The sequence below is a fragment of the Azomonas macrocytogenes genome (genome assembly GCF_014191985.1).
GTDB lineage: Bacteria > Pseudomonadota > Gammaproteobacteria > Pseudomonadales > Pseudomonadaceae > Azomonas > Azomonas macrocytogenes.
Window position 1 is genome coordinate 79,458 of the sequence record NZ_JACHXI010000016.1, and the last position, 23,289, is coordinate 102,746.

Consider the following 23,289-nt stretch of genomic DNA (forward strand, 5'->3'; position numbering starts at 1 on the left):
TCCATCCGGCCGGCTTTTCCGTGGATAAAGACCGGCCTTCGATGCTGAGCGGGAGCCGGATGCATGCAACAGTCTTCCCTTGCCGACATGGTGCGTACCGCCATGTCGGAGTCAAAGGACCCCGAAACGGTGGCACAGGATCTGGCCCGCCAACTGATTCACCCGCATCTGGGGTTCGTGCTGTTCTTCTGTTCGGCGGAATATGACCTGCAGGCCCTGGGGTATGCCCTGGAGCAATATTTCGGCGGCCTGACCCTGGTCGGTTGTACCACGGCCGGGGAAATTACCCCGCAGGGCTACGGACGCAACTGCATTACGGCAATCGGCTTCAGCCATCTGCATTTCTCGATGGCCTGCACCCTGATCGAGGAAATGGACCGTTTCAGCCTGATCGATGCGCAACAATTGGTGGAACGGTTGATGAGCGACTGCCGCAGCAACGTCTTGGCACCGATCACCGATCACAGTTTCGCGCTGACCTTGTTCGACGGCCTTTCCAGCCGCGAAGAAGTGGTGCTGGCAGCGCTCAGTGCGGCTTTCGGGCGGATTCCGCACTTCGGCGGTTCGGCTGGCGACGATAATTACCTGACTCACACCTATGTGTACTATCAGGGCCGCTTTCACAGCAACTCGGCGGTTGTGGTGCTGATCAATACCTGGCTGGATTTCGAAGTCTTCAGCACCCACCACATGCTGCCGCGCGAGGAAAAGCTCGTGGTGACCCATGCCGACAGTGCTACCCGCACGGTCTTCGAACTGAATGCCGAACCGGCAGCCCAGGCTTATGCCGACTGGGTCGGGGTACCACTCGAGGCGCTCGATCACCGACTGTTTGCCGCACATCCGCTGGCAGTACGCATCCGTGAACGTTATTACGTGCGCTCGATCCAGAAAGTTAACGCCGACCTCAGCCTGAGTTTCTATTGCGCTGTCGAGAATGGCATCGTGCTGACCGGCATGCGCCCAGGGTCGCTATTGCCGAATCTCGAAACGCTGTTCGCCGGGCTTGAAGAACGCCTGGGGCCGCTTTTGCTGACCATCGGTTGTGATTGCTTTCTGCGCCGCCTGGGCGGCGAGGCCGAGGGAAGCGCCGAATCCATTTCAGCCTTTCTCCGGCAGCGCCGGGTGATCGGTTTCAACACTTACGGGGAGCAGTGCAATGGCCTGCATCTCAACCAGACCTTCACCGGAGTCGCCATCGGACGGCCCGGTGGCATCCGTCGCTGAATTAGAAGCCCGGCTCGAGCGGCTCGAGCGTGACAATTACAAGTTGCGCAAGATCAACGCCGCGTTGATCGAGCGGGTCGAGTCGCGCGCCGCGCCGCCAGATGATGCTTATGCTGCATTTCACTATTCGGTCGAGCTGGCCGAGCAGGTGCGCGAGCGAACCGATGCGCTCAACCAGGCGATGGCCGAACTCAAGGCCAGCAACCGCCTCCTGAGCGAATCTCGCCTGCGTGCGGAAACTGCTCACCTGCACTTAAGCGATGCCATCGAAAGCATTTCCGACGCCTTTGTGCTATTCGACAGCGAGCAGCGCATCGTCTTGTCCAATAGCCGCTTCAAGTCTTTCTGGGGCAAAAACCATGCGCGTATCACCACGGGCATGCGACTCCGGGAAATCAAGCAACTGGCCCAGAGCACCGGGCTGATTGTCGAAGAACACGGTGGCAATGGTACCGAGCAGATGCTCTACCGGCTCAGCGATGGGCGCTGGGTCCAGGTCAGCGAGCGGCGCACGCGCAGTGGCGGACTGGTGATTCTCTATACCGATATCACTGAAGTGAAACACAGCGAATCGATCCGCCGCGAGCAGGCACTGGCACAGAAATCGAACCTGCTGCAGCGCGCCATCGACAATCTCTCGCAAGGCGTGGCGATGGTCGGTGCCGACGGCGGGCTGGAACTCTGGAACCATCGTTTCCTGGAGCTTTGCGGATTGGCCCCGATCTCTGCTCGGAGCCGTTTTGCTGAAGTCATGGCCGATAGCGAACTGCCTTTGCTGACGCCGACCAGCCGCAACGCTGATGGCCAGCAGGTGGATCAGCTCGAACAGCACCTGTTCGATGGCCGAGTCTTGGAAATCCGCACCCATCCACTGCCGACCGGCGGTTTCGTCAATACCTTCACCGATATCACCGAGCGCTACCGACATGCCGAAACGCTGCGCCAGAGCGAACGCTGGATACGCTTGATCACCGACCATGTGCCGGCCTTGATCGCTTATCTATCGGCCGAGCTGATCTACGAATTCATCAATAAGGTCTACGAGCAATGGTATCACTGGCCGCATGGGGCCATGCTCGGTCGCACCCTGCTGGAAGCTCATGGCGAAGCCCATTACTTGCGCCTGCAGCTGTACATCGAGCGGGCATTGCAGGGCGAAAGCCTCAACTTCGAAGTCATCGAAACCAATCTCAATGGCCAGGAGCGCTGCATGCTGCGCTCCTACGTGCCCAACCGCGGCAGCGATGGTGCGGTGATCGGGATCTTCGTGCTGATCCGCGACATCACCGGGCGCAAGCGAACTGCCGAAGCCTTGCATCAGGCCTACCAGAACCTGGAGCAGCGGGTGCGCGAGCGTACCGGAGAGCTGACGGCCCTGAATAATCAACTACGCCGCGAGATCGACGAACGCAGCCAGGCCGAAGCACGCCTGCGTGAAGCCAAGCGCGAAGCGGAACTGGCCAATATGTCCAAGACCAAATTCCTTGCCGCCGTCAGCCATGACTTGCTGCAACCTTTGAATGCCGCTCGGCTGTTCACGGGTGCCTTGCTCGAAGAGCGCGATCCGGCCAGTGCCGGTTCGCTGGTGCGTAACCTGAGCAATTCACTGGACGATGTGGAAAGTCTGCTCGGCACGCTAGTGGACATTTCCAAGCTGGATGCCGGCGTGATCAAGCCGGAGATCGGCTCCTTCGCCGTTGGCGAGCTGCTGGGTAACCTTGCCGTGGAGTTCGGCCAGATAGCGGTCAGCGAACACTTGCAACTGCGTTTTGTGCCTTGCTCGGCGATGGTTCGCAGTGATCTGCAATTGCTGGCGCGCATCCTGCGCAACCTGTTGAGCAACGCCATTCGCTATACCATCGACGGTCGCATCCTGTTGGGTTGCCGTCGGCATCGCCAGAGCCTGTCGATCGAGGTCTGGGATACCGGCATCGGGATTCCCGCCGACAAGCTCCAGGAGATTTTCCAGGAGTTCAAGCGCGGCGAACAGCAACGGCCGAATCAGGATCGTGGCCTGGGGTTGGGCCTGGCTATTGTCGACAAGATTGCCGGCATGCTGGGCCACAAGGTCCGCGTCGCTTCTGTCCTCGGTCGGGGATCCAGGTTCAGCATCGAAGTCCCGCTGCTGCGGAGTATGCCGCCGCAGTGCCTGCCAACGGAGTCGCCGCAGCCTTTGACCGAGCGGCTGTATGGTTCGCGGATCTGGGTAGTGGACAATGATGCGGCGATCTGCGCCGGTATGCGAACGCTGCTGGAAGGTTGGGGCTGCCTGGTCGTGACGGCGCTCGGCGAAGAGGATCTGGCGCGCCAGGTGGACAACTTCCATGCCGAGGCTGATCTGCTGATCGTCGACTACCATCTGGACAACGGTCGCAATGGCGTTGAGGTCGTCGCCGCCGTCAATGCCCGCCGCGCCATATCCTTGCCGGCCCTGATGATCACGGCGAACTACAGCAATGAACTCAAGCAACAACTGCGCGACCTGGGCCATATGCTGCTCCACAAGCCCATCCGGCCGATGAAGCTCAAAACCACTATGAGTCACTTGATGGAACGGGAAGGGCGATGAGCGATGCTTGCCTATCTGCAGAGATATCGGCTTTCTGTGAAATCAGCTATCTGTACGATACTGAGGCGTAGTAAATTCTAATTAATTTATAACATCATAAATTGATATCTCATCCAAGTAATCCAGATTTTTTTTACTAAATCGACGATAGTAGCCAGGCCGAACTTTCCCGGCTTAATCACAAGAGGAGAATCCAGCCATGTGGACCAAACCTGCTTACATCGATCTGCGTATCGGTTTTGAAGTCACCATGTACTTCGCCAATCGCTGATCGCAGCATAGCCCCGGTTCTTCGGGGCTTTTTTTAGCGTTTTCGCCAGAGGGTTTATGTATATCCGGATTCTTGGTTCCGCTGCCGGTGGTGGTTTCCCCCAATGGAACTGCAATTGCCGCAACTGTTGCGGCTTGCGTGAAGGCACCTTGCAAGCCACTGCGCGCACCCAATCGTCCATCGCCTTGTCCGACGATGGCAGCAACTGGATCGTTTGCAACGCTTCGCCCGATATCCGGGCCCAGATCGAATCCTTCCCGGCGCTGCAGCCAGCGCGGCGCGTGCGGGATACGGCCATCGCGGCACTGATTCTGCTGGATAGCCAGATCGATCACACCACCGGTCTGCTGACCCTGCGCGAAGGTTGCCCGCACGATGTCTGGTGTAGCGAAATGGTTTACCAGGATCTGACCAGCGGCTTTCCGTTGTTCACCATGCTGGGCCACTGGAATGGTGGCCTGAACTGGAAGTGCATCGAGCTGGATCGGGGCTTCGTCATCGACGCCTGTCCGGGGCTGCGTTTCACACCGGTTCCCTTGCGCAGCGCCGCACCACCGTATTCGCCGCATCGCCACGACCCGCATCCCGGTGACAATATCGGCCTCCTGGTGGAGGATACCCGCACGGGCGGCAAGCTGTTCTACGCACCGGGCCTTGGCCAGATGCACGACGGACTGCTGGACTGGATGCAGCGTGCCGACTGCCTGCTGCTGGACGGCACGCTCTGGCGCGACGACGAGATGATCCATGCCGGCGTTGGCGACAAGCTCGGCAGCGCCATGGGCCATCTGCCACAGACTGGCCCGGGCGGCATGCTCGAAGTACTGGAAAAGCTGCCGAGGCAGCGCAAGGTGCTCATCCATATCAACAACACCAACCCGATTCTGGACGAAGCCTCGTCAGAACGGGCCGAGCTGGTTTCCCGGGGGATCGAAGTCGCCTGGGACGGTATGGATATCGAGCTGTAGCCAGCCGTTTTTCTGGATTACGAGAGGAATCATCATGCAGCCTGCCATGACACCCGAAAAATTCGAACAGGCCCTGCGCGCCAAGGGTGCCTACTACCACATTCACCATCCTTTCCAGGTGGCCATGTACGAAGGCCGCTCCACGCGCGAGCAGATCCAGGGATGGGTGGCCAATCGTTTCTATTATCAGGTCAATATCCCGTTGAAGGATGCCGCGATCATGGCCAACTGCCCGGATCGCGAGACGCGCCGCGAGTGGATTCAGCGCATTCTCGATCACGATGGCGAGCCGGGCGAGGAGGGTGGCATCGAAGCCTGGCTGCGCCTGGCCGAAGCGGTCGGACTGGATCGTGAGCAGGTGCAATCCCAGGAACTGGTACTGCCGGGCGTGCGCTTTGCGGTGGATGCCTATGTCAATTTCGCCCGCCGAGCCAGTTGGCAGGAAGCGGCCAGCAGTTCGCTGACCGAACTGTTCGCGCCGCAGATCCATCAATCCCGGCTCGATACCTGGCCGCAGCACTATCCCTGGATCGAGGCGGAAGGCTACGATTATTTTCGTCGCCGCCTGAGCCAGGCGCGGCGTGATGTCGAGCATGGGCTGCGGATCACCCTCGAACACTATAAAACCCGCGAAGCCCAGGAGCGCATGCTGGAAATCCTGCAGTTCAAGCTGGATATTCTCTGGAGCATGCTGGATGCCATGAGCATGGCCTATGAGCTCGATCGTCCGCCTTACCACTCGGTGACCGGCCAGCGTGTCTGGCACCGGGGGCTTGACTCATGAGTGCCATTGCCGACGAGCAGATCCCCAACTTGCGGCGTGGATTCCGCTTTCAGTGGGAACCGGCCCAGCAAGCCCATGTGCTGCTGTACCCGGAAGGTATGATCAAGCTCAATGAGGCTGCTGCGCTGATCCTCGAATTGGTGGATGGCGAGCGCCACGTTGCTGCCATCGTCGATACTTTGCGCACGCGCTTCGATAATGTGCCCGGCATCCGGGAAGATATTCTGGAGTTTCTCGAGGTCGCCCATGGTAACCACTGGCTCGAATTCCGCTAGAACGCCCGGCCCGCCACTCTGGTTGCTGGCCGAGCTGACTTACCGCTGCCCGTTACAGTGTCCGTACTGCTCCAACCCGCTGGACTTTGCGGCGCAAGGTGGAGAGCTGTCCACTGCCGAGTGGATCGACGTCTTTCGCCAGGCTCGCGAGCTGGGAGCGGCACAGCTTGGCCTTTCCGGTGGCGAACCGCTGGTCCGGCAGGATCTGGTCGAGCTGATTCGTGCCGCCCGCGAACTGGGTTATTACAGCAACCTGATCACGTCCGGCATCGGTCTGACCGAGGCCAAGGTCGCGGCTTTTGCCGAGGCCGGGCTGGATCATATCCAGATCAGCTTCCAGGCCGCCGATGAAGAACTGAACAATCTGCTGGCTGGCAGCGGCAAGGCCTACGCGCAAAAAGTAGCGATGGCCCGTGCGGTGAAGGCACACGGATACCCGATGGTGCTCAATTTCGTCACTCACCGGCATAACATCGATCGGATCGACCGGATCATCGAGCTGTGTATCGAGCTGGAAGCCGATTATGTCGAATTGGCGACCTGCCAGTTCTATGGCTGGGCCCAGCTCAACCGTGCGGGCCTGTTGCCCAGCAAGGCACAGCTGGAGCGAGCCGAGCGCATCACCAATGAATACCGCGAGCGGCTGCGGGTGCAGGGCCATCCGTGCAAACTGATCTTCGTCACGCCAGATTACTACGAGGAACGCCCAAAGGCCTGCATGAATGGCTGGGGCAGCCTGTTTCTCGATATCACGCCGGATGGCACTGCCTTGCCGTGCCATAGCGCACGGCAGCTACCGATCCGCTTTCCCAACGTGCGTGAGCACAGCATCCGGCATATCTGGCAGGAATCGTCCGGCTTCAACCGTTTTCGCGGCTACGACTGGATGCCCGAGCCCTGCCGTTCCTGCGATGAGAAGGAGAAAGACTTTGGTGGCTGTCGCTGCCAGGCTTTCCTGCTCACGGGCGATGCGGCCAACCCTGATCCGGTCTGCGCCAAGTCGGACCGGCACGACCTCATCCTCGATGCTCGGCGCGAAGCGCAAGAAGCGGCACCCGCTCTGGAGCAGTTGCAGTTTCGCAACGAAAAGGCGTCCAGGCTGATTTGCAAGGGCTAGGTGTTCGACTCGTCAGGGCTGTTGGTCACAGTTCTTTGCTGAAACGCCAATTGTCGAATTCCTTGGGGAAGAGCATGCCGGCATCGCCGCGCGGACCGCTGAAAACCTGGCGCAAGCGCGGGGCGCCGAGCTTGCCTTCTGGGTCCAGCTCTTCCACTTTGTCCAGCGCCACCAGGGATTCTTCCTCGCGGTTCAGGCGGGCCATGTTGTAGGCGTAGGCGGTGAGGGATTGCAACCAGAGCCTGGTGTAGGCATGCCAGTGCCTGAAGTCGGCCATTTCCGGCGTCACCTGGCGCCAGTCGGCCGGCAGATCGAGGCGCTTGGACAGCCACTCCAGGCAGGCCATGGCCCAATGGGCTGCTTCCAGCGAGCGGCGGCGGTAGAAGTAGAAGCGGTAGGCAACGATGCGCACTCCCAGGGTATCGGGTGCTTCGTCAATGATTTCCCGCACCAGCGTTTCCGCTTTTTCCGACTCGGACCAGTGGGCGAAGATTTCCTTGAGTTTGTCGCGCATCTGCGGCGGCATGTTGTTCTGGAAGTTGTAGGGTTCGAAGCGGTAGATGCGGGCGCTTTGCTGCGGTTCGGAGGTAAGGTCTGGCATAGCGGTTCTCCTGTATCGGTCGATTCGGAACAGCAGGACAAAATACGAGCCTCTGATCCTGGGACAGAGGGCTAAGGGTGCGCTGCGAATGCAGGCATGGTTCCAGCCCGATAGGCCGGTTCTTTCGCTCAATGAAAAAACGTTCTGGCCAGGCATGACTTAACTGTTTTCCTCATCGCAGAGCTTCACGTGGAGGGCGAGACGGCAACCCTGTTCTTCGAGTACCCCTGCGTAATGATGGGTATGATCGTACCGTTTCGAATATCTGCCGATGTGTCCCGGAAAGCGCCACCTACCGCCATCAGTTCTGGAGCGAGTACTACCAGAAGTGGGGGCCGGGCTGCATCGATCGAGCGATCCGCTCCTGCTCATGGTTGGCTCCCGGAGGGCAGGTTTTCTGGAGAGGCTCCGCGCAGAATCAGTGCTAACTCATCGTCACTTGGTGTGTACCGATAGAAGCGGCGATAGAAAATTCGGGTTTCCTCTGCCATGTCCAGGGCAGGAAAACGCTGCGGATGCAAGGTTCGGGCGGCCCAGAGAATTTGCAGGGAAGTTTCGGCCGCGCGGGTACACCAGGCATTGATGCCTCTGGGGTTGAGCAGGACCTGGCCATTGCGCACAGCCTTGATGTGCTTCCAGCGTGGCGATTGCAGGATGGCTTGCTGCTGGGTGGCATCCAGGGTGACGATAATGTCCGGGTTCCAGGCGATCACTTGTTCCATTTGTACCTGGACATCGCCACGCAGACCGCTGGCTGCCGCGACATTGATCCCGCCAGCGGTATCGATCCACGAGTCGATCATGGAACCGAGACCTTCGGTATGCAGCGGCGAGATGGAGGCGTAATAGACGCGTGGCCGGGTGTCTGGCGGCAGGCCAGTAAGGCCTTGAGCGACTCGTTGCAGGTTGTCGTCGTAATAACGAATGAAATCTTCTGCCCGGCGTTTTTCGTTGTCGCCCAGGGCCGTGCCGAGCAGACGCACGGCATTTTTCATTTCCTCGGGCGTGGTATAGCCCAGGTTGAAGACGGGAATACCCAAGGCTTCCAATTGCTTGCCAAGGACAGCATTGCCGAGCCAGAGCGTGACCAGATCCGGCTTGATCGCCAGCAGGCTTTCCAGGTTCACCCCGGAAGGGCGGCTGAACGGCGTAGCAAGAGTGGCTGCCGATGGCATGACGCGCCGTAGCCAGGGATTGTCGCGAACTTCCGGTGCCACTGCTGTCAGCTTCTGGCCTTCGGTCAGGACCAGGATCAGCGAGGCCATGGAGATGCCCGGCGTACCCACACTGCGTACTTGTTGCGGCAGGTGCAGGAGGTGACCGGTCTGGTCGATGACGGTTCGCGAACTGGCGCTGGCATGGCTGCCAAACAGTATCTCGACGATGGCCAGCGTTGCCAGAAGGGTGCTTGTCGAAACGATCCTGCAGGACATGCTCAGAAAGCCAGCGTAGTCGACAGGGAAACCGTCCGCGGCGCACCGGGATAGAGAATGCCGGAGCGGGTGGTCCAGTAATTCTTGTTGGTCAGGTTGGCGATATTGAGCCGCCAGGTGGACGTCTTGTCCATGATCCTGGCTCTGTAGCGCAATCCTGTCTCGTAGATGGTCACAGGATTTACATAGAGCTTGTTGGCGGCATCCCAGGGCACTTTGCCGGTATAGGACAAGCCACCGTTGAGTGTCAGACCGGGTACGGTGGCCAGGTCATATTCGGCGTAGAGAGTTGCCATTTTCTCGGGTACGCCCTGAGGCGTCTTGCCTACGTTGGTCGCTGCCCGATCAATCCGGGCGTTCAGCCTGGTGAAGCCGCCGACCAGGGTCAGGTTATCGGTCGCCCTGCCGGTAAAGGTGAATTCCCAGCCCTTGTGAATGGCTTTGCCGTCCTGCGTTGCGGTGTTGGTCGCCGGGTTGACGTACTGGTTGGCATTTTCGATATGGAACCAGGCGAGGTTCAGCTCCATTGCACCCAGGGTACTCTTGATGCCGAATTCCTTCTGTTTGCTCACATAGGGTGAAAAGATTTCCCCGGCATTGGCCGTGGTCGCTCCGGCAACCAATCCCTGCTGCAAGGCTTCGACGTAGGTGCCGTAGGCGGTGATCCAGGAAAAGGGCTTGAAGGAGAGCGAATAGGCCGGGCTGAATTCGCTCTGATCGTAACGGGTAGTGCTGAGCGCACCGGCTGCGGTCCTCGATTTGAGATGGTCATCCACCCGGGCGCGGGTACCGCCGACCATCAGCGACCAGTAGTCGCCGATGTCGATCTGGTCGGCCATGATCACTGTCGTGTAGTGGGTTTCCTGCGAGGTACTGGTGCCCTTGGGCGGCAGGCTGTAGGGACGATATTGTGGATCTTCGTACAGATCGCCAGGATATTGGGTGCTGTAGGTCGTACCCCGGTAACCGCTATTGGCGGCATCGAAGGCGTCGCGGGTCACGCCCAGGGTAATCTTGTGCTTCAGTGGACCGGTGAAGAAATCCGCATCCACGAACAGGTTGAGCTGTTTGACGATGGTATCGAACTCCTGTTGCGAATCCACCCGCCAGCGATAATCCAACTGCTTGTTCTGCCAAACCTGCCGATTGAGCAAATATTCCCGCTCGACCTTGCTGTAGCGTGCCTTGAATCGCAGGCTGAAGATATCGTTGAGGCGTGTGTCCAGGCCGATGCCAAAGCGGTTGGTGGCATCCGTTGCGCCGGTATAGGGAGCGCCCCGGTTGCGCGAGGTATCGGGTGCCTTGGGGATGCCGATGGCCGCCGTGGTCATGAACAATGCCTGGGCGTACTCCAGGTTGCGCCGGGAGCGGCTGGCATCCAGGCGCAGCAGCGTTTGCGCGCCGAGCCGCCAGTCCAGCGCCCCGGAAAAGACATGGCGCTTCTGAGTCTGGTTGGCGATCCCGCCGGTATCGCCCTTGTCAGCTTGGACCAGGTTGATCCGGTAGCTCAGGTTTTCGCTTAGCGGACCGCCCAGATCCAGGTGGCCATAAACCTGTTCGTCGTAGATACCCACCGTGAATTCGTGCAGCGGGGTTGCCGTAGGACGCTTGAGCGCATGGTTGATCATGCCGGCCGGCGAGGTGATGCCATAGAGAAAACCGGTGGCACCGTTGATGACTTCGATACGTTCCTTGTCTTCCATCGGTTGGTAGACGTCGAAGCTGCGCATGCCATCCACGGCCATGTTGTAGCTCCAGGTCGAGGCGGAAAACCCCCGGATGGTGAAGTAGGGCGTGATCTGGCTGGCACTGGTATTGTTGTACACCGTCGGTACGTACTTCAGGGCTTCGGTGGTCGTGGTCGCTTGAGTATTGCGGATCAGTTCGGACGATACGCTATTGATGGAAAACGGCGTGTCCTGTGGCCGGGCATCGCCGAAGGGGCCGAGCTGGACGGTATCCACCCGATAGCCAGCTGTGCTGCTGCCATTCAAGGCCGTGCCGCTGATGCGTATCTGTTCCAGCTCCATGGGTTCGTCGCTGTCTTGCGTATCGGCATCATCCACGGCACAGGCGATGCTGTGGACGAATGCCAGACTGAAGATGAAGCCATTGATTTTTCTATATCTGTAGTAACGGCAGATCTTCATGATGATATCCCTATGTGTGGTGAAGCCTTCCCCGTTTGGCGATAGGGCAAGGGATGTGCCAGCGCAACAAAGACCGGTTAAACGCACCTCGTAGTGCAAATCAGGAGAATAGTTCTCATTTGTTGTGAGTGAAGGCCGGATCATTAGGTATCCGCTGTACGAAAATGTCAGCCTGCCTGACGAAAAGGTACTTATTGGTACGATTTTTCAAGGAAATCAGGGCTATTTGCTTCAATCAGGCATGGAATGAAGCTTGCTTGCCAAGCTTGCAAGGTAAGTCTCGTCCGCACTGTGGACGGCAAGACAGAAGCAGCTTTGAGGACGTCATTCTTTCTATGAAAGCCATCCGATGCGGACTGTTGCCCGGTGAATCCCGGGCCGTCGTCGAACGACTCAACGAGCCCTTACGTGCCTACCTGATGCGCTGTCTGGGCATGCCGGTGGAACTGATCATCGGTAGTAACTATGTAGCGACTGGGGAAGCCTTGCGTCGTGGCGAGCTGGATCTGGCCTACCTGGGACCGGTGACCTACATCCTGCAAAGTCGCAACGCCGGGCTCGAACCCTTTGCCAGGCCGACTCACGGGGGCAGTGCCGGGCCAACCTTCAAGGCCGCGATCATCGTGCCTGTCGACAGCGCAGTGGAAAACCTCGGCCAACTGCGCGGTTGCGAGATTGCCATGGGTGACCTGGTTTCCACCTCGGGTTCCTGGGTGCCGCGCTATATGCTGCTGGAGGCCGGGCTTTCCCTGGAGCAGGATTACGTTCGGCGTAGCCTGGGTGCCCACGACGAGGTGGCGGCGGCAGTTGTATCCCGTACGGTGGCTGCCGGCGGGCTTTCCCTGCCGATTCTGCAGCGCCTGCTGAACGAAGGGCGAATCGACGGCGAAGCCATTCGGATTCTTGCCGAGTCGCAGCCGATTCCCGAGTACATGTGGACTTTCCGTGAAGGGCTATCGCTGGATCTGCGTGAATCGCTGCGTCAGGCTTTCGTCAACCTCAATGATCTCGCCACGCTGGGCGTTTATCGAGCCACCGCTTTCATTCCTGCAGTGGATGCCGATGTGGATCGGGTGCGCTACTGGATGGAAAACATTCTTCAGGCACGCCTGCAACCTTCCGGCTCGGAGCAGGGACAGGCGCGGGTCGACTTCCGCAGCGCCACGACCGAGAACACCGACAAGGGTGGTATCGTGCTGCCGTGGCGCAAATCGGGTAGCCGAGCCAGGACCAGTTCATGAAGACTCACTTTCCCGTATTACCCGATAAGGGCCAACAAAAGTCCGGAAACCAGATCCTGACGGTGCTGACACAAAATCCAGAGACCAAGTATTGCGAATTCGACCTGGGCGAATGCCGTACCGATTTCTTGCCCCTGCTTTACGAAATGGGCCGTATCGCTACGGAGACGGGGAATCTTTCGGACGTTCTCGACGTTCTCCTGACGTTGATGCAGGAGCACTTGAAAGTGGTGCGGGGCATGGTCAGCCTCTACGAGCCGGGATCAGGCAAGATTTTCATCCATAAAAGCTGTGGCCTGACAGAAACCGAAGTGATCCGTGGTACCTACGATCTGGGCGAAGGAGTCATCGGACGAGTAGTGGAAACCGGCCAGGCCATCGTGATTCCCCGGATTGGCGAAGATCCCGACATTATCGCCCGCATCCCGAACCGCAACGCCAGAGCGGATCAGAACCTGTCCTTTCTCTGCGTCCCCATCCTGCGCGATGGCAAGGTAATGGGCACCATCAGCGCCGAGCGCATCTACGACAAGCCGGACCTGCTGAAGTTGGATGTGGAAATCCTTTCCATCCTGGCAGCTACGACGGCACCGGCCGCTGAACTGCATCTTCTGGAGTTGGCCCAGACCCGTGCATTGGAGGAGAACCGCCGGTTGCGTTCGGCGCTCCAGGATCGTTTCAAGCCGACCAACATCATCGGCAACTCCAAACCCATGCAGGAAGTGTATGGATTGATCGAGAAGGTGATCCGCTCGAAGACCACCGTGCTGATCCTGGGTGAGAGTGGCGTGGGCAAGGAACTGGTGGCCAGTGCCATCCACTACAACAGCTGCAATGCGGACGGGCCCTTCGTCAAGTTCAATTGTGCAGCACTGCCGGAAAGCATCATCGAAAGCGAGCTGTTCGGCCACGAACGCGGCTCTTTCACGGGGGCCGCCAATCTGCGGCGGGGGCGCTTCGAGAAGGCCGATGGCGGGACTATCTTCCTTGATGAGGTTGGCGAGCTATCTTTGTCCATGCAGGCCAAACTGCTGCGCATCCTGCAGGAACGCAGTTTCGAGCGAGTCGGGGGAAACGTCACTATCCAGGTGGATCTGCGGGTTCTGGCGGCGACCAACCGCAACCTCAAGGAAATGGTCGACAAAGGCACGTTCCGGGAAGACCTCTACTATCGGCTTAACGTATTCCCCGTCACGATCCCGTCCCTGCGCGAGCGGGGCGCTGATATTGCCACGCTGGCGGAGCATTTCGTGGCGCGCTTTTCTACTGAAATGGGCATCCATGTGGAGCGCATCGCTCCTTCGGCCATGAGCATGCTGATGTGCTATCACTGGCCGGGCAATGTGCGTGAACTGGAAAATATCATCGAGCGGGCAGTGATCCTCTCCGAAGGTGGTGCCATCGAGGATGCACACCTGCCGCCGTCCTTGCAGGTGCCCATGCTTTCCGAGATCGCCAATAGTGGCGGCGGTATCCTCGATGCCCGACTGGGCAAGGCCGAGCAAGACATGATCGTCGAAGCCCTGAAAATCCATAAGGGCAACATGACCGAGACGGCCAACCATCTGGGCTTGACCAGACGCATCCTTGGGTTGCGCATGGCCAAGCACAATCTGAACTACAAGGACTATCGTTCATAAGCGCGGTTCAGGCCTCAACCCTCACGTTTGCGCAGACCGGAACGCACAGCCGGCTCCGGTTTCCGTCCCGGTGATGAATGTCGTGGATTTCCGTTTCCACTCCGTAGGTGGCTCGCAGGTAGCCTTCGGTGATGATCGCGTCCGGATGACCGATGTGGTAGCGCTTGTCGCGTGTCAGCGCCAGGACTTGTGAAGCATAGAGCAGGGCGTGGTTGGGGTAGTGAGTGGTCAGGATGATGCCCATGTTCTGCTCTCGGGCGATCCGGCTGACGTGGGCCATGACCTTCAACTGGTTGCCGTAATCCAGATTCGAGGTGGGTTCGTCCATCACCAGGATGCGTGGTTGCTGGGCCAGGGCACGGGCGATCAAGACCAGTTGCCGTTCCCCACCGCTGATTTCCGTATAACTGGATTGCCCCAGGTAGGCGATACCCAGGGTATCCAGCGCCTGCTCGGCGATTTCCCGGTCCTGGCGCGTAGGCGAGGAGAACGTGCTGAGGTGTGCGACCCGGCCCATGGTTACCACTTCCCTGACGGTAAAGGGAAACGGCGGTGTATGGGCCTGGGGAACGTAGCCTACCCATTGGGCGAATTGCCGACGTGACCAGTTGCGCGTCGGTGTGCCGTTCAGGCGGATTTCGCCGCCGCGCGATGGCAGCAGGCCGAGAATGGTCTTGAACAGAGTGGTCTTGCCTACACCGTTCGGGCCTAGCAGGCAGAGCAATTCACCTTCGCCCAGAGTAAACGAGAGCTTCTCGAGAATGTTGCGTTGGGCGTAGCCGCAATCCAGTTCGTGTAGTTCCAGCATGGGGTCTCCTTCAGGTCCAGGCTTTGCGGGTGCGGTTGAGCAGATAGAGGAAAAACGGCGCACCGATGATGGACGTGACGATGCCCAACGGAACCTCGACCTCGAACAGCGAGCGAGCCAGATTATCCACTGCCAGCAGGAAGCCGGCGCCCATGATTGTCGATACCGGCAGCAGAACCCGATGATCCGGCCCTACCAGCATGCGTGCCAGATGCGGGACGATCAGCCCCACCAGACCGATGATGCCGGCAATGGCCACGGCCGCTGCCGTAACCATGGTGGCGCACAGGATGATCACCAGGCGCAGGCGGCCGGTTTCCAGGCCCAGAGCCTTGGCTTCTTCATCGCCGAAGCAGAGCACATTGAGAATCCACGACATACCCAACAGAACTGCCAGGCCGAGCGAAACAGGAATGGCTGCTATGGCCAGGTCGGGTAATTCGACCGAAGCCAGGCTGCCCATCAGCCAGAAGGTGATGGTGGGTAGCGTGTTATAGGGATCGGCAACAAACTTCACCAGCGAGACAAAGGCCGTGAACAGGGTACCGATGATGATTCCGGCCAGCACCATGACCAGGATCGGATCGCCGCGTTTGCCCATGGTCGCTCCGATGGCCCAGGTTGCCGTGACGGCGACCAGCCCGAAGGCGAAGGCAAATGACTGAATACCCAGCATGCCGTATCCCAGCAGGATGGCCAGTGCCGCACCTACGCTGGCCCCGGCGGAAACACCGAGAATGCCTGGCGAAACCATGGGGTTGCGGAACAATCCCTGATAGGTTGCCCCGGAAATCGACAGCGCCCCACCTACCAGCAGGGCCGCGAGAATACGCGGCAAGCGGATACCGATCACCACGGCTTCGGTTTCCGGCGGCCAGTCGGGCGTGACTGGCAGAAATTGCGCGCCGAGGATGGACAATACCGTTTCGACCGGGACCGGGTAGCGACCGACTGTGAAGGAGAGCAGAACGAGTGCTAACAGAAGAACAAGGATGACGCCGAAAAATCGCATGCAAGGCTTCCATGCTGTTGATTGATTGCGGGGCCGCGGGAGGCGACTGGAACAACTTTGTTGCAAGGCTTACAGCAAGCACTGGGCCAAGAACCTCGCCGGTCCGCCGAGTTTGCTCGCGCAGTATGTCGAGCGACGAATGAAACGTAGCTCGACAACGGCGATACCGGTGCTTTCCAACTGTCGACGTTTGGCTGGCTATCGAGAAGCCGCTGCTGTTGGCCGGGCCAGATCCAACAAATAACGTACCTCGGCTGCGGAAATTTCCTTGTGATAGAAGAGGCGGAAATATTCCTGGGTCAGGGTCGTCATGTCGAACTGGAAGGTTTGCGGATAAAGCGTCTGGGCCAGCCAGAAGGTGCCGAGAATGCGGTTGCTGCTCGGCGGGCGATCGAACCAACTGAACGGTATCCAGGGAACCTGCAGCACCTGCCCGGCCTTCACTGCCTTTACCTTTTGCCACAGCGGGTTTTCCACGATGGCTTTCCAGGTGGTCAGGCGATCCGCCGCTGGCGTCCAGGCCAGAATCACATCCGGTTGCCAGATATAAAGCTGCTCCAGTGAGACGCTACTCATTCCCTCATCAGGAAGGTTGGTGACCTTGGCTACATTGATACCGCCGACGAAATCCAGCACCTGGGTGTGGCTGTTACCGGCCGGGTTGGTGGAAAGGCCGTCCGGGCCTTCCGCGTAATACACCCTGACTCGTTGGTCTTGTGCAATGCTTTTGGCTTTCTCTGCAATCGGATCCATGTTCGTGGCGACGAAGTCGGCCAATTTTCGGCCCTGTTCCGGTTGCTGCAACAGCTCGCCGAGAAAGGTGAATGCCTGCTTGTATTGCAGCATGTCCAGGTCCACCAGCAACACCGGGGTTTTCAGCCGCTCCTGCAGGCGGTCGGCGCGCTCTTGGGCGCCAGGAATTTTCTCCATCACGACCAGATCGGGAGCCATTTTCATGACTTCCTCATCGGATAGACTGTTACCCGTATTGGGTATGACTTTGTTCTCGATAAAGACGGGTGGCAGAAAACGCAACGCGGCTTCGCTCAGGTGATAGTTGTTAGCCAGCTTTTGCGGCGCGACGGCGCCGACGATGGGGATGCAGTGGCCTATTGCGTAGACCTTTTCGACTTTATCCGGGATCTCGATCCGGCGTCCGGCCATATCGGTGATCTGGCGCTCGGCGAATACTGGATTACTGGTCGCCAGCAAGGCGCCCAGCAGCCCCAACGTGCCTAGAATCTGTCGTCTGTTCATCAGAATTTCATTCCTATTTCGAGTCCGTAGGTTGCTCCGACATCCTGCAACTTGCCCCAGTTGGCCTGGATCGGCATGCCCTTGTTATTGGTCGCGTAGTGTTCGTCGAGGAGGTTTTGCGCATAGAGCGAAGCGGTGAAGCCAGAGGCGAATTCGCGGGCCAGATTGATATTGAGGGTGGTGAAATCGCCGACGGTATAGTTGTAGCTCTTGTAGGGATCGACCCGGACCAGACTCGCATTGGCGCTCCAGGGCCCTTGCTGCCAGCCGAGGCGGGCGTTGTATTTGTTGTCGGGAACCTCGTTGCCGGTCTGGCCGTTTTCCCCACTGTCGTCGAAATAGGTCCAGCCCAACTCATAGCTCAGAGCGTCATTGGCGAAACGGCCTTGGACCATTATCTCGATACCCTTGCGGATAACCTGGCTTTCGTTCCGGTAGACGGTGACGCTGGTTTCGTTGCCACGGTCATCAAGAATCGGATTGCCGTTGACATCCACACCGATGGCACCATCGGTCACCTTGGCGTTCTTGATCACGTAGTAGAAGGGCGTGAAGCTGGCCTGGAAGGCGCGGCCTAAATTGGCATTGATGCCGAATTCGTAGCGGTGGCGTTTCTCGGCCGGCAGGTTTTCGTTGTTGCGTGTGGTGATCACGTCCGGCGTGGGCGTCCGATTGAAAGAATAGCGTGCGGAAAGTCGCCAGACAGGATCGATCTGCCAGGCTGCACCGATGGAATACAGGAGCGCCCGGTCGTTCCATTGATCGTCGGAAAGCTGGGTCTTGAAACCATTGTCCAGATACTTATCGCCGCCTCGGATGGTGCGCTTGCGATCAGTCCGCACCGCAGCGTCCACAGACAGGGAAGGCGTGAAGCGATACTCGAACGTGCCGTAGAGACCGTAGACTTTTTCCGAGCGGGAACGGGTTTCACCCTCGGTGAGTTGGTACCACCATACCGTCTGGCCACCGATCTTGAGGGTGCTGTTGGCAGTGGCGATGGTGTGCGAGAGATTCCATTCCTTGGCCCGATCCTTGGCGAACTGTCCCTTCACCGTCGATTTATTGGTCGTAGTGGTGTAGCGATACTGGGTACCCTTAGCATCAGTCCAGCCGTAGGTGAAGGCGGTGGTATGCACATCGTTCCAGGGCCTGGCCAGGTTGACGGAAATTACCCGGGTATCCATGGGCGCATATTTCCAGATGGTCTTGTCCAGCACGCCTGCAGGTGTCGGGCCGCTCACCGAATATTTGGTATTGCCACGATAAGTGCCCCGGGCTCGCTGGATCTCGCGAGAAGCCTTGTTCAGATAGAAGGAGGCGGAAGCGATGAAATTTTCATCCTTCCAGCCGCTGCTGGCGAGCCAGGTGTCGGCGTCGTAGGCCATGTTCCATTTGGGTTTACCATTGGATTCCGAACGCTGGTAGCCACCGCCGAGCGTGAGCCGGCCATCCAGCCAGGAATTACCAATCCAGCCGGAGCGCTTCCAGGTATCGTAAGTGGCATAGCTGGCCCGCAGCTCACCGCCATCCTTGCCGGGGCCGCTCTTGCGGGTATTGATGACGATAAAGCCCTGGTTGGGCGCACCGGCTCCGGCACTGCCGAAATCCATCAGCGGGCTGATGGTAATGACCGATGAATCGCGCAGGAACTGGATCGAATCGATCATCTCTACCGGGATATCACTGAGCACCCGCTGCGCCTGGGTCTGGGTGAGATAGACACCATCCAGGATGATGCTGACCTTGTCGCCCCGGTTGTAGGAAAAGTTGTGCACCCGGGCACCTTGGCGACCGATGCTCATCCCCAGCGAACTTTCGATCAGGTCGCTGACGTCGCGCGGGCGCATGTTCCGGATGTCTTCCTGATCATACGTCTGTACGGCTTCCACGCTCTTGGGCAGAGCGAAACGACTATGGGCAGTTTTGCCTTCCAGCGGAACCAGCGACGTAGGTGTGTTAAGGCTGGCTGTCGCCTGATTTTCGATACGTATCGTGGAAAGCTCCATTTCGTCCGATTCTGCCAAAACATACCTTTCCATGGGGAGCAGGGTAGGTGCCAGCAGCAGGCACAGAGCTTTGTGCTTGGTCATGATTAATCCTTATCTATCGGATGCAGTCCGGATGGCCAGACGGCAAACGACATGCCAGGAAAAAAACCATACAAGTATGTACGTAAGTATCCGTAACGTTCCCGGATGTTTGAAAAATCAGGGTTCGATAGGTGAACGTTGTTCGAAAATGTAAGGCTGTTAGTAGGAAGCGTACTGATCGGTAAGTATCGATTTCTATAACATCATAAATATGGTTAAGACTTCAGAACCCAACGCTGTCCTGAAGGGCCAAGTAACCCGACTAAAAAATCCGCCCGAGGCGTGCCAGACGCACATCCACCGTAACTATCAAGGCCGTCAAACCCGCAGCCTTGGCCCGACCCTCGGCATTGGCGCGGTAGAGATGTGGCGTCATGGCTAACAGATCGGCAATTTGCTCTGGGCTGGTAAGCTCCAGGCTATAGCGGACAGTCTCGGTTGGCAGCTCGGTAAAGCCTGCCGGTATCGTCACCTCGGCAGTGCGTTTGGGCTTTAAGGCCGGATAGATGATTTCGCGTAATTCCCGCAGATGATCCGACCCGGCATCGACCATCAGTAACTGGCCGCCTGGCTTGAGCACACGGGCAAACTCGGCATAAACGGGAAAGCCGAAAAGACACAGGACCCGATCAAGCGTACCTGTCTGCACCGGCAGGTTGGCATTGCTGCCCACTACCCAATTGGGCCGTTTGTCCTGTTTGGCTGCCGACAGGACCGCCCATTTGGAAATATCCAGCCCCAGCAGCGCCAGTGCCCGTCCGTTGCTGGCAGTTGCCAGTTGCCGCAGGTAGTAACCTTCACCGCAACCGGCGTCCAAGCAACTGGCCATTGCCGCAGGTGGCAGGTTTGCCAGCACAGCCTGGTTCACGGCAGCAGCAATCGGTTGGTAAAAACCGGCATCCAGAAAACGCTGGCGAGCTGCGACCATCTCCTTGCTGTCGCCTGGATCGAGCGAGCGTTTTTTCTGGACCGGCAGCAAATAGGTATAGCCCTGGCGGGCAATATCGAAGCTGTGACCGGCGGCACAGCGCCATGCAGAGTCGTGGCGCTGTAACGGATCGCCGTCCAGCGGACAGGCCAACGCCTGGAATGCGGTGATATTCATGGGATACGTATTCTGATGGACTGCAAGGCTGCAAGAAATCTCAAACTTGCATTGTTTTAGAAAGGGCGGATGCCGTGGGAAACCTGACACCTGGATTAAGCCAGGCTATGTCATTGCCTCAAGTTGCCTGAATAATCAGGGCATAGCCGTGATCGCGTCAAATTACAAAAGCCCCGAAACCAAACCCAATGCCACCACGAACAACATGCCAGCAACAATGCGTTGGATGCCGGGCATGGTCATTTTCTTGAGGTAGCGGTTGCCGCGCTTACGCCGTGGTTGCATAAGATTTCACCTCAACGGTAAGTAGACGTCGGTGACCATTTCTTCTTCACACACATTGGGCCCCACGTTGATGCTCTATGGCAGCAATCTTTGTCTCGGGAAATACGAGAATTCTGACCTCCATTCAGTGACGACTCCTATTGCAAAGCCTAACGTTTGACATGAGAGGTTACCGGCCGGCACAGCCGGTTAGAAGACATTCCCTCGATGGAATGGTTAGCCGTCTGCGTGCTTACTTCGCCTGTTTGATATAGTACCCAACCACCTTCCACGTTCCGTCTCCATCAAGCGTAGAGGTCACGGTCTCAATCATCTTGGGGCTCTTCTCGAACTGGGTCTCGTACTGGAGTACAACGTATTGACCTTCTGGCACTCCGGGAAGAACACGCGCCGTCTCGGCCACCTTGAACTCTCTGGATTTCACCGCTCCGAGTGGCAGCCGAGTTTTTTCCAGTTGGCTCTGCCAATTCTGCTTGGGCACTGCTTTCTGAAAGAGCTCGGCGGTTTGCTCCCAGCTACTGGCGTACTCAAGGGAGTCTGTGATCGCAAGCCATGTAGTTGTAGATGACTTTGCCTTGTCAACATGCGTAGTGGATTCGCTCCATGCGAGAGACGGAAGCAACATGCAGACGGACATAGCAATGGCAAATAAATGCTTCATTGAAAATTCCCTTTAAGTTGTGGCGATGGAACCGTAAGAGATGGCTAACGCCAGAATATTGATTTTAAATTGTTCTTGTGAGCTGCTCATGTCGACTGATTTCATGCAAATGCAACAGCGGAAATGGCAGCCCTTGAGAATCGGTTGGTGAGCGGCCAGTTACTACAAATCCATTGGATAAATAAAATGCCACCGCGCGAGGATTTTGCTCATTTACATCTACCTGTAATGCGCCTTTCAATTTTCTTGCGTATTTGAGCATGAGCTTTCCACCACCTTGCCGGAAACGAGATGGAGAAATAAACAATGCCTCAAGTTTGTTGTTGTCAAACCCCATAAAACCAATAGGTTCTAATGCCTCGCCACACAACACCCATACTTCAAGGTTAGACAGGGCTTGGTCACGGACGACGGGCAAAAGAGACTGAATGTCTTGCTCTGATAAGAAGTTATGTGATGCACGAACTGATTGCTCCCATATGCTCAGGAGAGCTTGATGATCCTCTGCTTGTGCTTTGCGGATGTTCATATTTGCCGTGTCCTTTGGCATGCTACCCAACGCCTTATGTCTTGAATATTCCCTACTGTAGAAGCCGAAAGCCCGGCGTGCGCGCCCGATAACGCCTCGGTGTCAGCACCACCGTAATTCAGCAGGGGCCGCACGCCGGATCTCGCGCCCTGTGCCCGAACAGTTGATCGAGGTTTCCCTCGAACCGATAAGCGTGGGCCTCGGGCGCGATGCTCTCGACCTTTCGTACTGTATCGGAGAATCAGGATCACAACAGCAGTCGGCATTGACGTGGGCAAGGCGGCTTTGGACCTGGCCGTGGATGGGGTTCCCGGCGTGGTGCGCTTCGCCAACACCAGGCTTGGGATCGGCAAGCTGGTGACCCGGCTGGGGAAACTGGACGACCCTCGCATCGTGTTGGAGGCGACCGGCGGCTACGAAGACGCGCTGCTGGAGGCGTGCTGCGATGCGGATCTGTGGGTGTGCCGGGTCAATCCCCGCCAGGCCCGGGACTTTGCCCGGGCCACGGGTGAATTGGCCAAGGCGGACGCCATCGACGCACGCCTGCTGTGTCTGCTGTCGCGTTTGTTCGCTGATCGCCTGCGCCGCTTCGAAGCTCCGACGCCCTGGCAGCGCGAGCTGCGGAACTGGCTGCGCCGGCGTCGCCGGCGGTGCACAAGCTCATGGCAGGGACGCTGACGGCACTCAAGCGTGAACTGGCCGCGATCGACAAGGCGATGCAAGCGCTGCTGAAGCGGCACGCGACGCCGGCGTTGCAGTCGTCCAAAGGCCTGGGCCCGATCTTCCAGGCCACGAGTCTGGCGTTGCTGCCCGAGCTGGGCACGCTGAGGCGACGGCAGATCGCCAAACTCGTGGGCGTGGCGCCGATGAACCGGGACAGCGGCCAGAGCTCGGGCAAGCGCCGGATCTGGGGTGGACGTGCTCCAGTGGGCGTGGCGTTGTATATGGCCACGTTGTCGGCGGTGCGCTGGGATCCGTTGATGCGAGCGCACTATCAACAGCTCAGGACACGCGGGAAGCTCGGCAAGGTGGCGCTGGTGGCCTGCATGCGCAAGCTGCTGACCATCGTCAATGCACGGCGGCGGGATGAGTTGAGAGCAGAGGCGACGATGGCCGCCTGAGCTCGTCGATCACAAGACAGTTGCTGAATTGAGCCGCGCCGCGAAGTGGCTTCGGCTTGAATGAGTAAAAAGGAGACTTCCCACTTCAGCGGCTTTGCCGCTCGGCATCGAGTGCCATGATTGAGTTTCGACCAACAATCAGATG

The 23,289-nt window shown here is 58.4% G+C and carries 20 protein-coding genes and 1 pseudogene; 10 read left to right on the plus strand and 11 right to left on the minus strand.

The genetic code is table 11. The annotated features are described in order from the left end of the window. The first annotated feature begins 63 nt into the window (after positions 1-63). From nosP to pqqE, 7 genes are all read left to right on the plus strand, one after another. Complete coding sequence (gene nosP / locus FHR87_RS14290; RefSeq protein ID WP_183167384.1) at positions 64-1,227, plus strand: nitric oxide-sensing protein NosP; 1,164 nt, start codon at positions 64-66, stop codon at positions 1,225-1,227. Beyond that, entirely contained in the window at positions 1,160-3,796 is a 2,637-nt protein-coding gene (gene nahK, locus FHR87_RS14295; RefSeq protein WP_183167385.1) for a hybrid sensor histidine kinase/response regulator NahK/ErcS', read from the plus strand. Before nosP ends, nahK begins: the two co-directional genes overlap by 68 nt. 199 nt (positions 3,797-3,995) lie before the next feature. Beyond that, the gene (gene pqqA, locus FHR87_RS14300; RefSeq protein WP_075961633.1) at positions 3,996-4,067 is read left to right on the plus strand and encodes a pyrroloquinoline quinone precursor peptide PqqA; all 72 of its coding nucleotides are present in this window, start codon (positions 3,996-3,998) and stop codon (positions 4,065-4,067) included. Between the two features lie 56 nt (positions 4,068-4,123). Further along, complete coding sequence (pqqB, locus tag FHR87_RS14305) at positions 4,124-5,035, plus strand: pyrroloquinoline quinone biosynthesis protein PqqB (protein WP_183167386.1); 912 nt, start codon at positions 4,124-4,126, stop codon at positions 5,033-5,035. A 31-nt stretch (positions 5,036-5,066) separates the two neighbouring features. Next, a complete protein-coding gene (gene pqqC, locus FHR87_RS14310; RefSeq protein ID WP_183167407.1) occupies positions 5,067-5,819 on the plus strand; it encodes a pyrroloquinoline-quinone synthase PqqC in 753 nt (250 codons plus the stop codon). Then, entirely contained in the window at positions 5,816-6,094 is a 279-nt protein-coding gene (gene pqqD, locus FHR87_RS14315; RefSeq protein WP_183167387.1) for a pyrroloquinoline quinone biosynthesis peptide chaperone PqqD, read from the plus strand. The genes pqqC and pqqD overlap by 4 nt, the downstream gene beginning before the upstream one ends. Beyond that, positions 6,066-7,211, plus strand: a complete 1,146-nt coding sequence (gene pqqE, locus FHR87_RS14320; RefSeq protein ID WP_183167388.1) for a pyrroloquinoline quinone biosynthesis protein PqqE — start codon at positions 6,066-6,068, stop codon at positions 7,209-7,211. Before pqqD ends, pqqE begins: the two co-directional genes overlap by 29 nt. A gap of 25 nt (positions 7,212-7,236) precedes the next feature. On the opposite strand, the gene FHR87_RS14325 is transcribed toward pqqE, so the two are convergent. The 3 genes from FHR87_RS14325 to FHR87_RS14335 all read right to left on the minus strand — a co-directional run bounded on the left by FHR87_RS14325 (position 7,237) and on the right by FHR87_RS14335 (position 11,395). Next, positions 7,237-7,812 carry a hypothetical protein gene (locus FHR87_RS14325; RefSeq protein ID WP_183167389.1) on the minus strand — a complete coding sequence of 192 codons (576 nt, stop codon included), beginning with the start codon at positions 7,810-7,812 and terminating at the stop codon, positions 7,237-7,239. A 368-nt stretch (positions 7,813-8,180) separates the two neighbouring features. Further along, positions 8,181-9,245, minus strand: coding sequence for an ABC transporter substrate-binding protein (locus FHR87_RS14330; protein ID WP_183167390.1), 1,065 nt, complete (start codon positions 9,243-9,245; stop codon positions 8,181-8,183). A gap of 2 nt (positions 9,246-9,247) precedes the next feature. Further along, positions 9,248-11,395 (minus strand): TonB-dependent receptor, encoded by a 2,148-nt coding sequence (locus tag FHR87_RS14335; protein WP_183167391.1) that lies wholly within the window; start codon positions 11,393-11,395, stop codon positions 9,248-9,250. A gap of 335 nt (positions 11,396-11,730) precedes the next feature. Between FHR87_RS14335 and phnD the strand changes: the two genes are divergently transcribed. Both phnD and FHR87_RS14345 read left to right on the plus strand, forming a co-directional pair. Further along, the gene (phnD, locus tag FHR87_RS14340) at positions 11,731-12,636 is read left to right on the plus strand and encodes a phosphate/phosphite/phosphonate ABC transporter substrate-binding protein (RefSeq protein ID WP_183167392.1); all 906 of its coding nucleotides are present in this window, start codon (positions 11,731-11,733) and stop codon (positions 12,634-12,636) included. Continuing rightward, the gene (locus FHR87_RS14345; RefSeq protein ID WP_183167393.1) at positions 12,633-14,276 is read left to right on the plus strand and encodes a sigma-54 interaction domain-containing protein; all 1,644 of its coding nucleotides are present in this window, start codon (positions 12,633-12,635) and stop codon (positions 14,274-14,276) included. Before phnD ends, FHR87_RS14345 begins: the two co-directional genes overlap by 4 nt. 7 nt (positions 14,277-14,283) lie before the next feature. Here FHR87_RS14345 and FHR87_RS14350 read toward each other — a convergent pair whose 3' ends face one another. The 8 genes from FHR87_RS14350 to FHR87_RS14380 form a co-directional block, all read right to left on the minus strand. Then, positions 14,284-15,084, minus strand: coding sequence for an ABC transporter ATP-binding protein (locus tag FHR87_RS14350; protein WP_183167394.1), 801 nt, complete (start codon positions 15,082-15,084; stop codon positions 14,284-14,286). 10 nt (positions 15,085-15,094) lie between these two features. Next, the gene (locus FHR87_RS14355) at positions 15,095-16,096 is read right to left on the minus strand and encodes a FecCD family ABC transporter permease (RefSeq protein ID WP_183167395.1); all 1,002 of its coding nucleotides are present in this window, start codon (positions 16,094-16,096) and stop codon (positions 15,095-15,097) included. 198 nt (positions 16,097-16,294) lie between these two features. Beyond that, positions 16,295-17,353, minus strand: coding sequence for an ABC transporter substrate-binding protein (locus tag FHR87_RS14360; RefSeq protein WP_183167396.1), 1,059 nt, complete (start codon positions 17,351-17,353; stop codon positions 16,295-16,297). Continuing rightward, complete coding sequence (locus FHR87_RS14365; RefSeq protein ID WP_183167397.1) at positions 17,353-19,443, minus strand: TonB-dependent receptor; 2,091 nt, start codon at positions 19,441-19,443, stop codon at positions 17,353-17,355. Before FHR87_RS14365 ends, FHR87_RS14360 begins: the two co-directional genes overlap by 1 nt. Before the next feature lie 262 nt (positions 19,444-19,705). Next, complete coding sequence (locus tag FHR87_RS14370) at positions 19,706-20,548, minus strand: putative RNA methyltransferase (protein WP_183167398.1); 843 nt, start codon at positions 20,546-20,548, stop codon at positions 19,706-19,708. A 162-nt stretch (positions 20,549-20,710) separates the two neighbouring features. Further along, positions 20,711-20,833 carry a hypothetical protein gene (locus tag FHR87_RS19510; protein WP_275944084.1) on the minus strand — a complete coding sequence of 41 codons (123 nt, stop codon included), beginning with the start codon at positions 20,831-20,833 and terminating at the stop codon, positions 20,711-20,713. Positions 20,834-21,065: 232 nt separating this feature from the next. After that, positions 21,066-21,494, minus strand: coding sequence for a DUF4019 domain-containing protein (locus FHR87_RS14375; RefSeq protein ID WP_183167399.1), 429 nt, complete (start codon positions 21,492-21,494; stop codon positions 21,066-21,068). Positions 21,495-21,558: 64 nt separating this feature from the next. Beyond that, positions 21,559-22,023, minus strand: a complete 465-nt coding sequence (locus FHR87_RS14380; protein ID WP_183167400.1) for a GNAT family N-acetyltransferase — start codon at positions 22,021-22,023, stop codon at positions 21,559-21,561. 240 nt (positions 22,024-22,263) lie between these two features. On the opposite strand from FHR87_RS14380, the pseudogene FHR87_RS14385 reads away from it, so the two are divergent. After that, positions 22,264-23,144 (plus strand): annotated as a pseudogene (locus FHR87_RS14385) (IS110 family transposase). The last annotated feature ends 145 nt before the right edge of the window (positions 23,145-23,289 follow it).

Bases quoted from the DNA above. Each gene is read 5' to 3' on its own strand.
- nosP (WP_183167384.1), top strand. From the start codon at position 64: ATGCAACAGTCTTCCCTTGCCGACATGGTGCGTACCGCCATGTCGGAG.
- nahK (WP_183167385.1), top strand. From the start codon at position 1,160: ATGGCCTGCATCTCAACCAGACCTTCACCGGAGTCGCCATCGGACGGC.
- pqqB (WP_183167386.1), top strand. From the start codon at position 4,124: ATGTATATCCGGATTCTTGGTTCCGCTGCCGGTGGTGGTTTCCCCCAA.
- pqqD (WP_183167387.1), top strand. From the start codon at position 5,816: ATGAGTGCCATTGCCGACGAGCAGATCCCCAACTTGCGGCGTGGATTC.
- pqqE (WP_183167388.1), top strand. From the start codon at position 6,066: ATGGTAACCACTGGCTCGAATTCCGCTAGAACGCCCGGCCCGCCACTC.
- FHR87_RS14325 (WP_183167389.1), bottom strand. From the start codon at position 7,812: ATGCCAGACCTTACCTCCGAACCGCAGCAAAGCGCCCGCATCTACCGC.
- FHR87_RS14330 (WP_183167390.1), bottom strand. From the start codon at position 9,245: ATGTCCTGCAGGATCGTTTCGACAAGCACCCTTCTGGCAACGCTGGCC.
- FHR87_RS14335 (WP_183167391.1), bottom strand. From the start codon at position 11,395: ATGAAGATCTGCCGTTACTACAGATATAGAAAAATCAATGGCTTCATC.
- phnD (WP_183167392.1), top strand. From the start codon at position 11,731: ATGAAAGCCATCCGATGCGGACTGTTGCCCGGTGAATCCCGGGCCGTC.
- FHR87_RS14345 (WP_183167393.1), top strand. From the start codon at position 12,633: ATGAAGACTCACTTTCCCGTATTACCCGATAAGGGCCAACAAAAGTCC.
- FHR87_RS14350 (WP_183167394.1), bottom strand. From the start codon at position 15,084: ATGCTGGAACTACACGAACTGGATTGCGGCTACGCCCAACGCAACATT.
- FHR87_RS14355 (WP_183167395.1), bottom strand. From the start codon at position 16,096: ATGCGATTTTTCGGCGTCATCCTTGTTCTTCTGTTAGCACTCGTTCTG.
- FHR87_RS14360 (WP_183167396.1), bottom strand. From the start codon at position 17,353: ATGAACAGACGACAGATTCTAGGCACGTTGGGGCTGCTGGGCGCCTTG.
- FHR87_RS14365 (WP_183167397.1), bottom strand. From the start codon at position 19,443: ATGACCAAGCACAAAGCTCTGTGCCTGCTGCTGGCACCTACCCTGCTC.
- FHR87_RS14370 (WP_183167398.1), bottom strand. From the start codon at position 20,548: ATGAATATCACCGCATTCCAGGCGTTGGCCTGTCCGCTGGACGGCGAT.
- FHR87_RS19510 (WP_275944084.1), bottom strand. From the start codon at position 20,833: ATGCAACCACGGCGTAAGCGCGGCAACCGCTACCTCAAGAAAATGACC.
- FHR87_RS14375 (WP_183167399.1), bottom strand. From the start codon at position 21,494: ATGAAGCATTTATTTGCCATTGCTATGTCCGTCTGCATGTTGCTTCCG.
- FHR87_RS14380 (WP_183167400.1), bottom strand. From the start codon at position 22,023: ATGAACATCCGCAAAGCACAAGCAGAGGATCATCAAGCTCTCCTGAGC.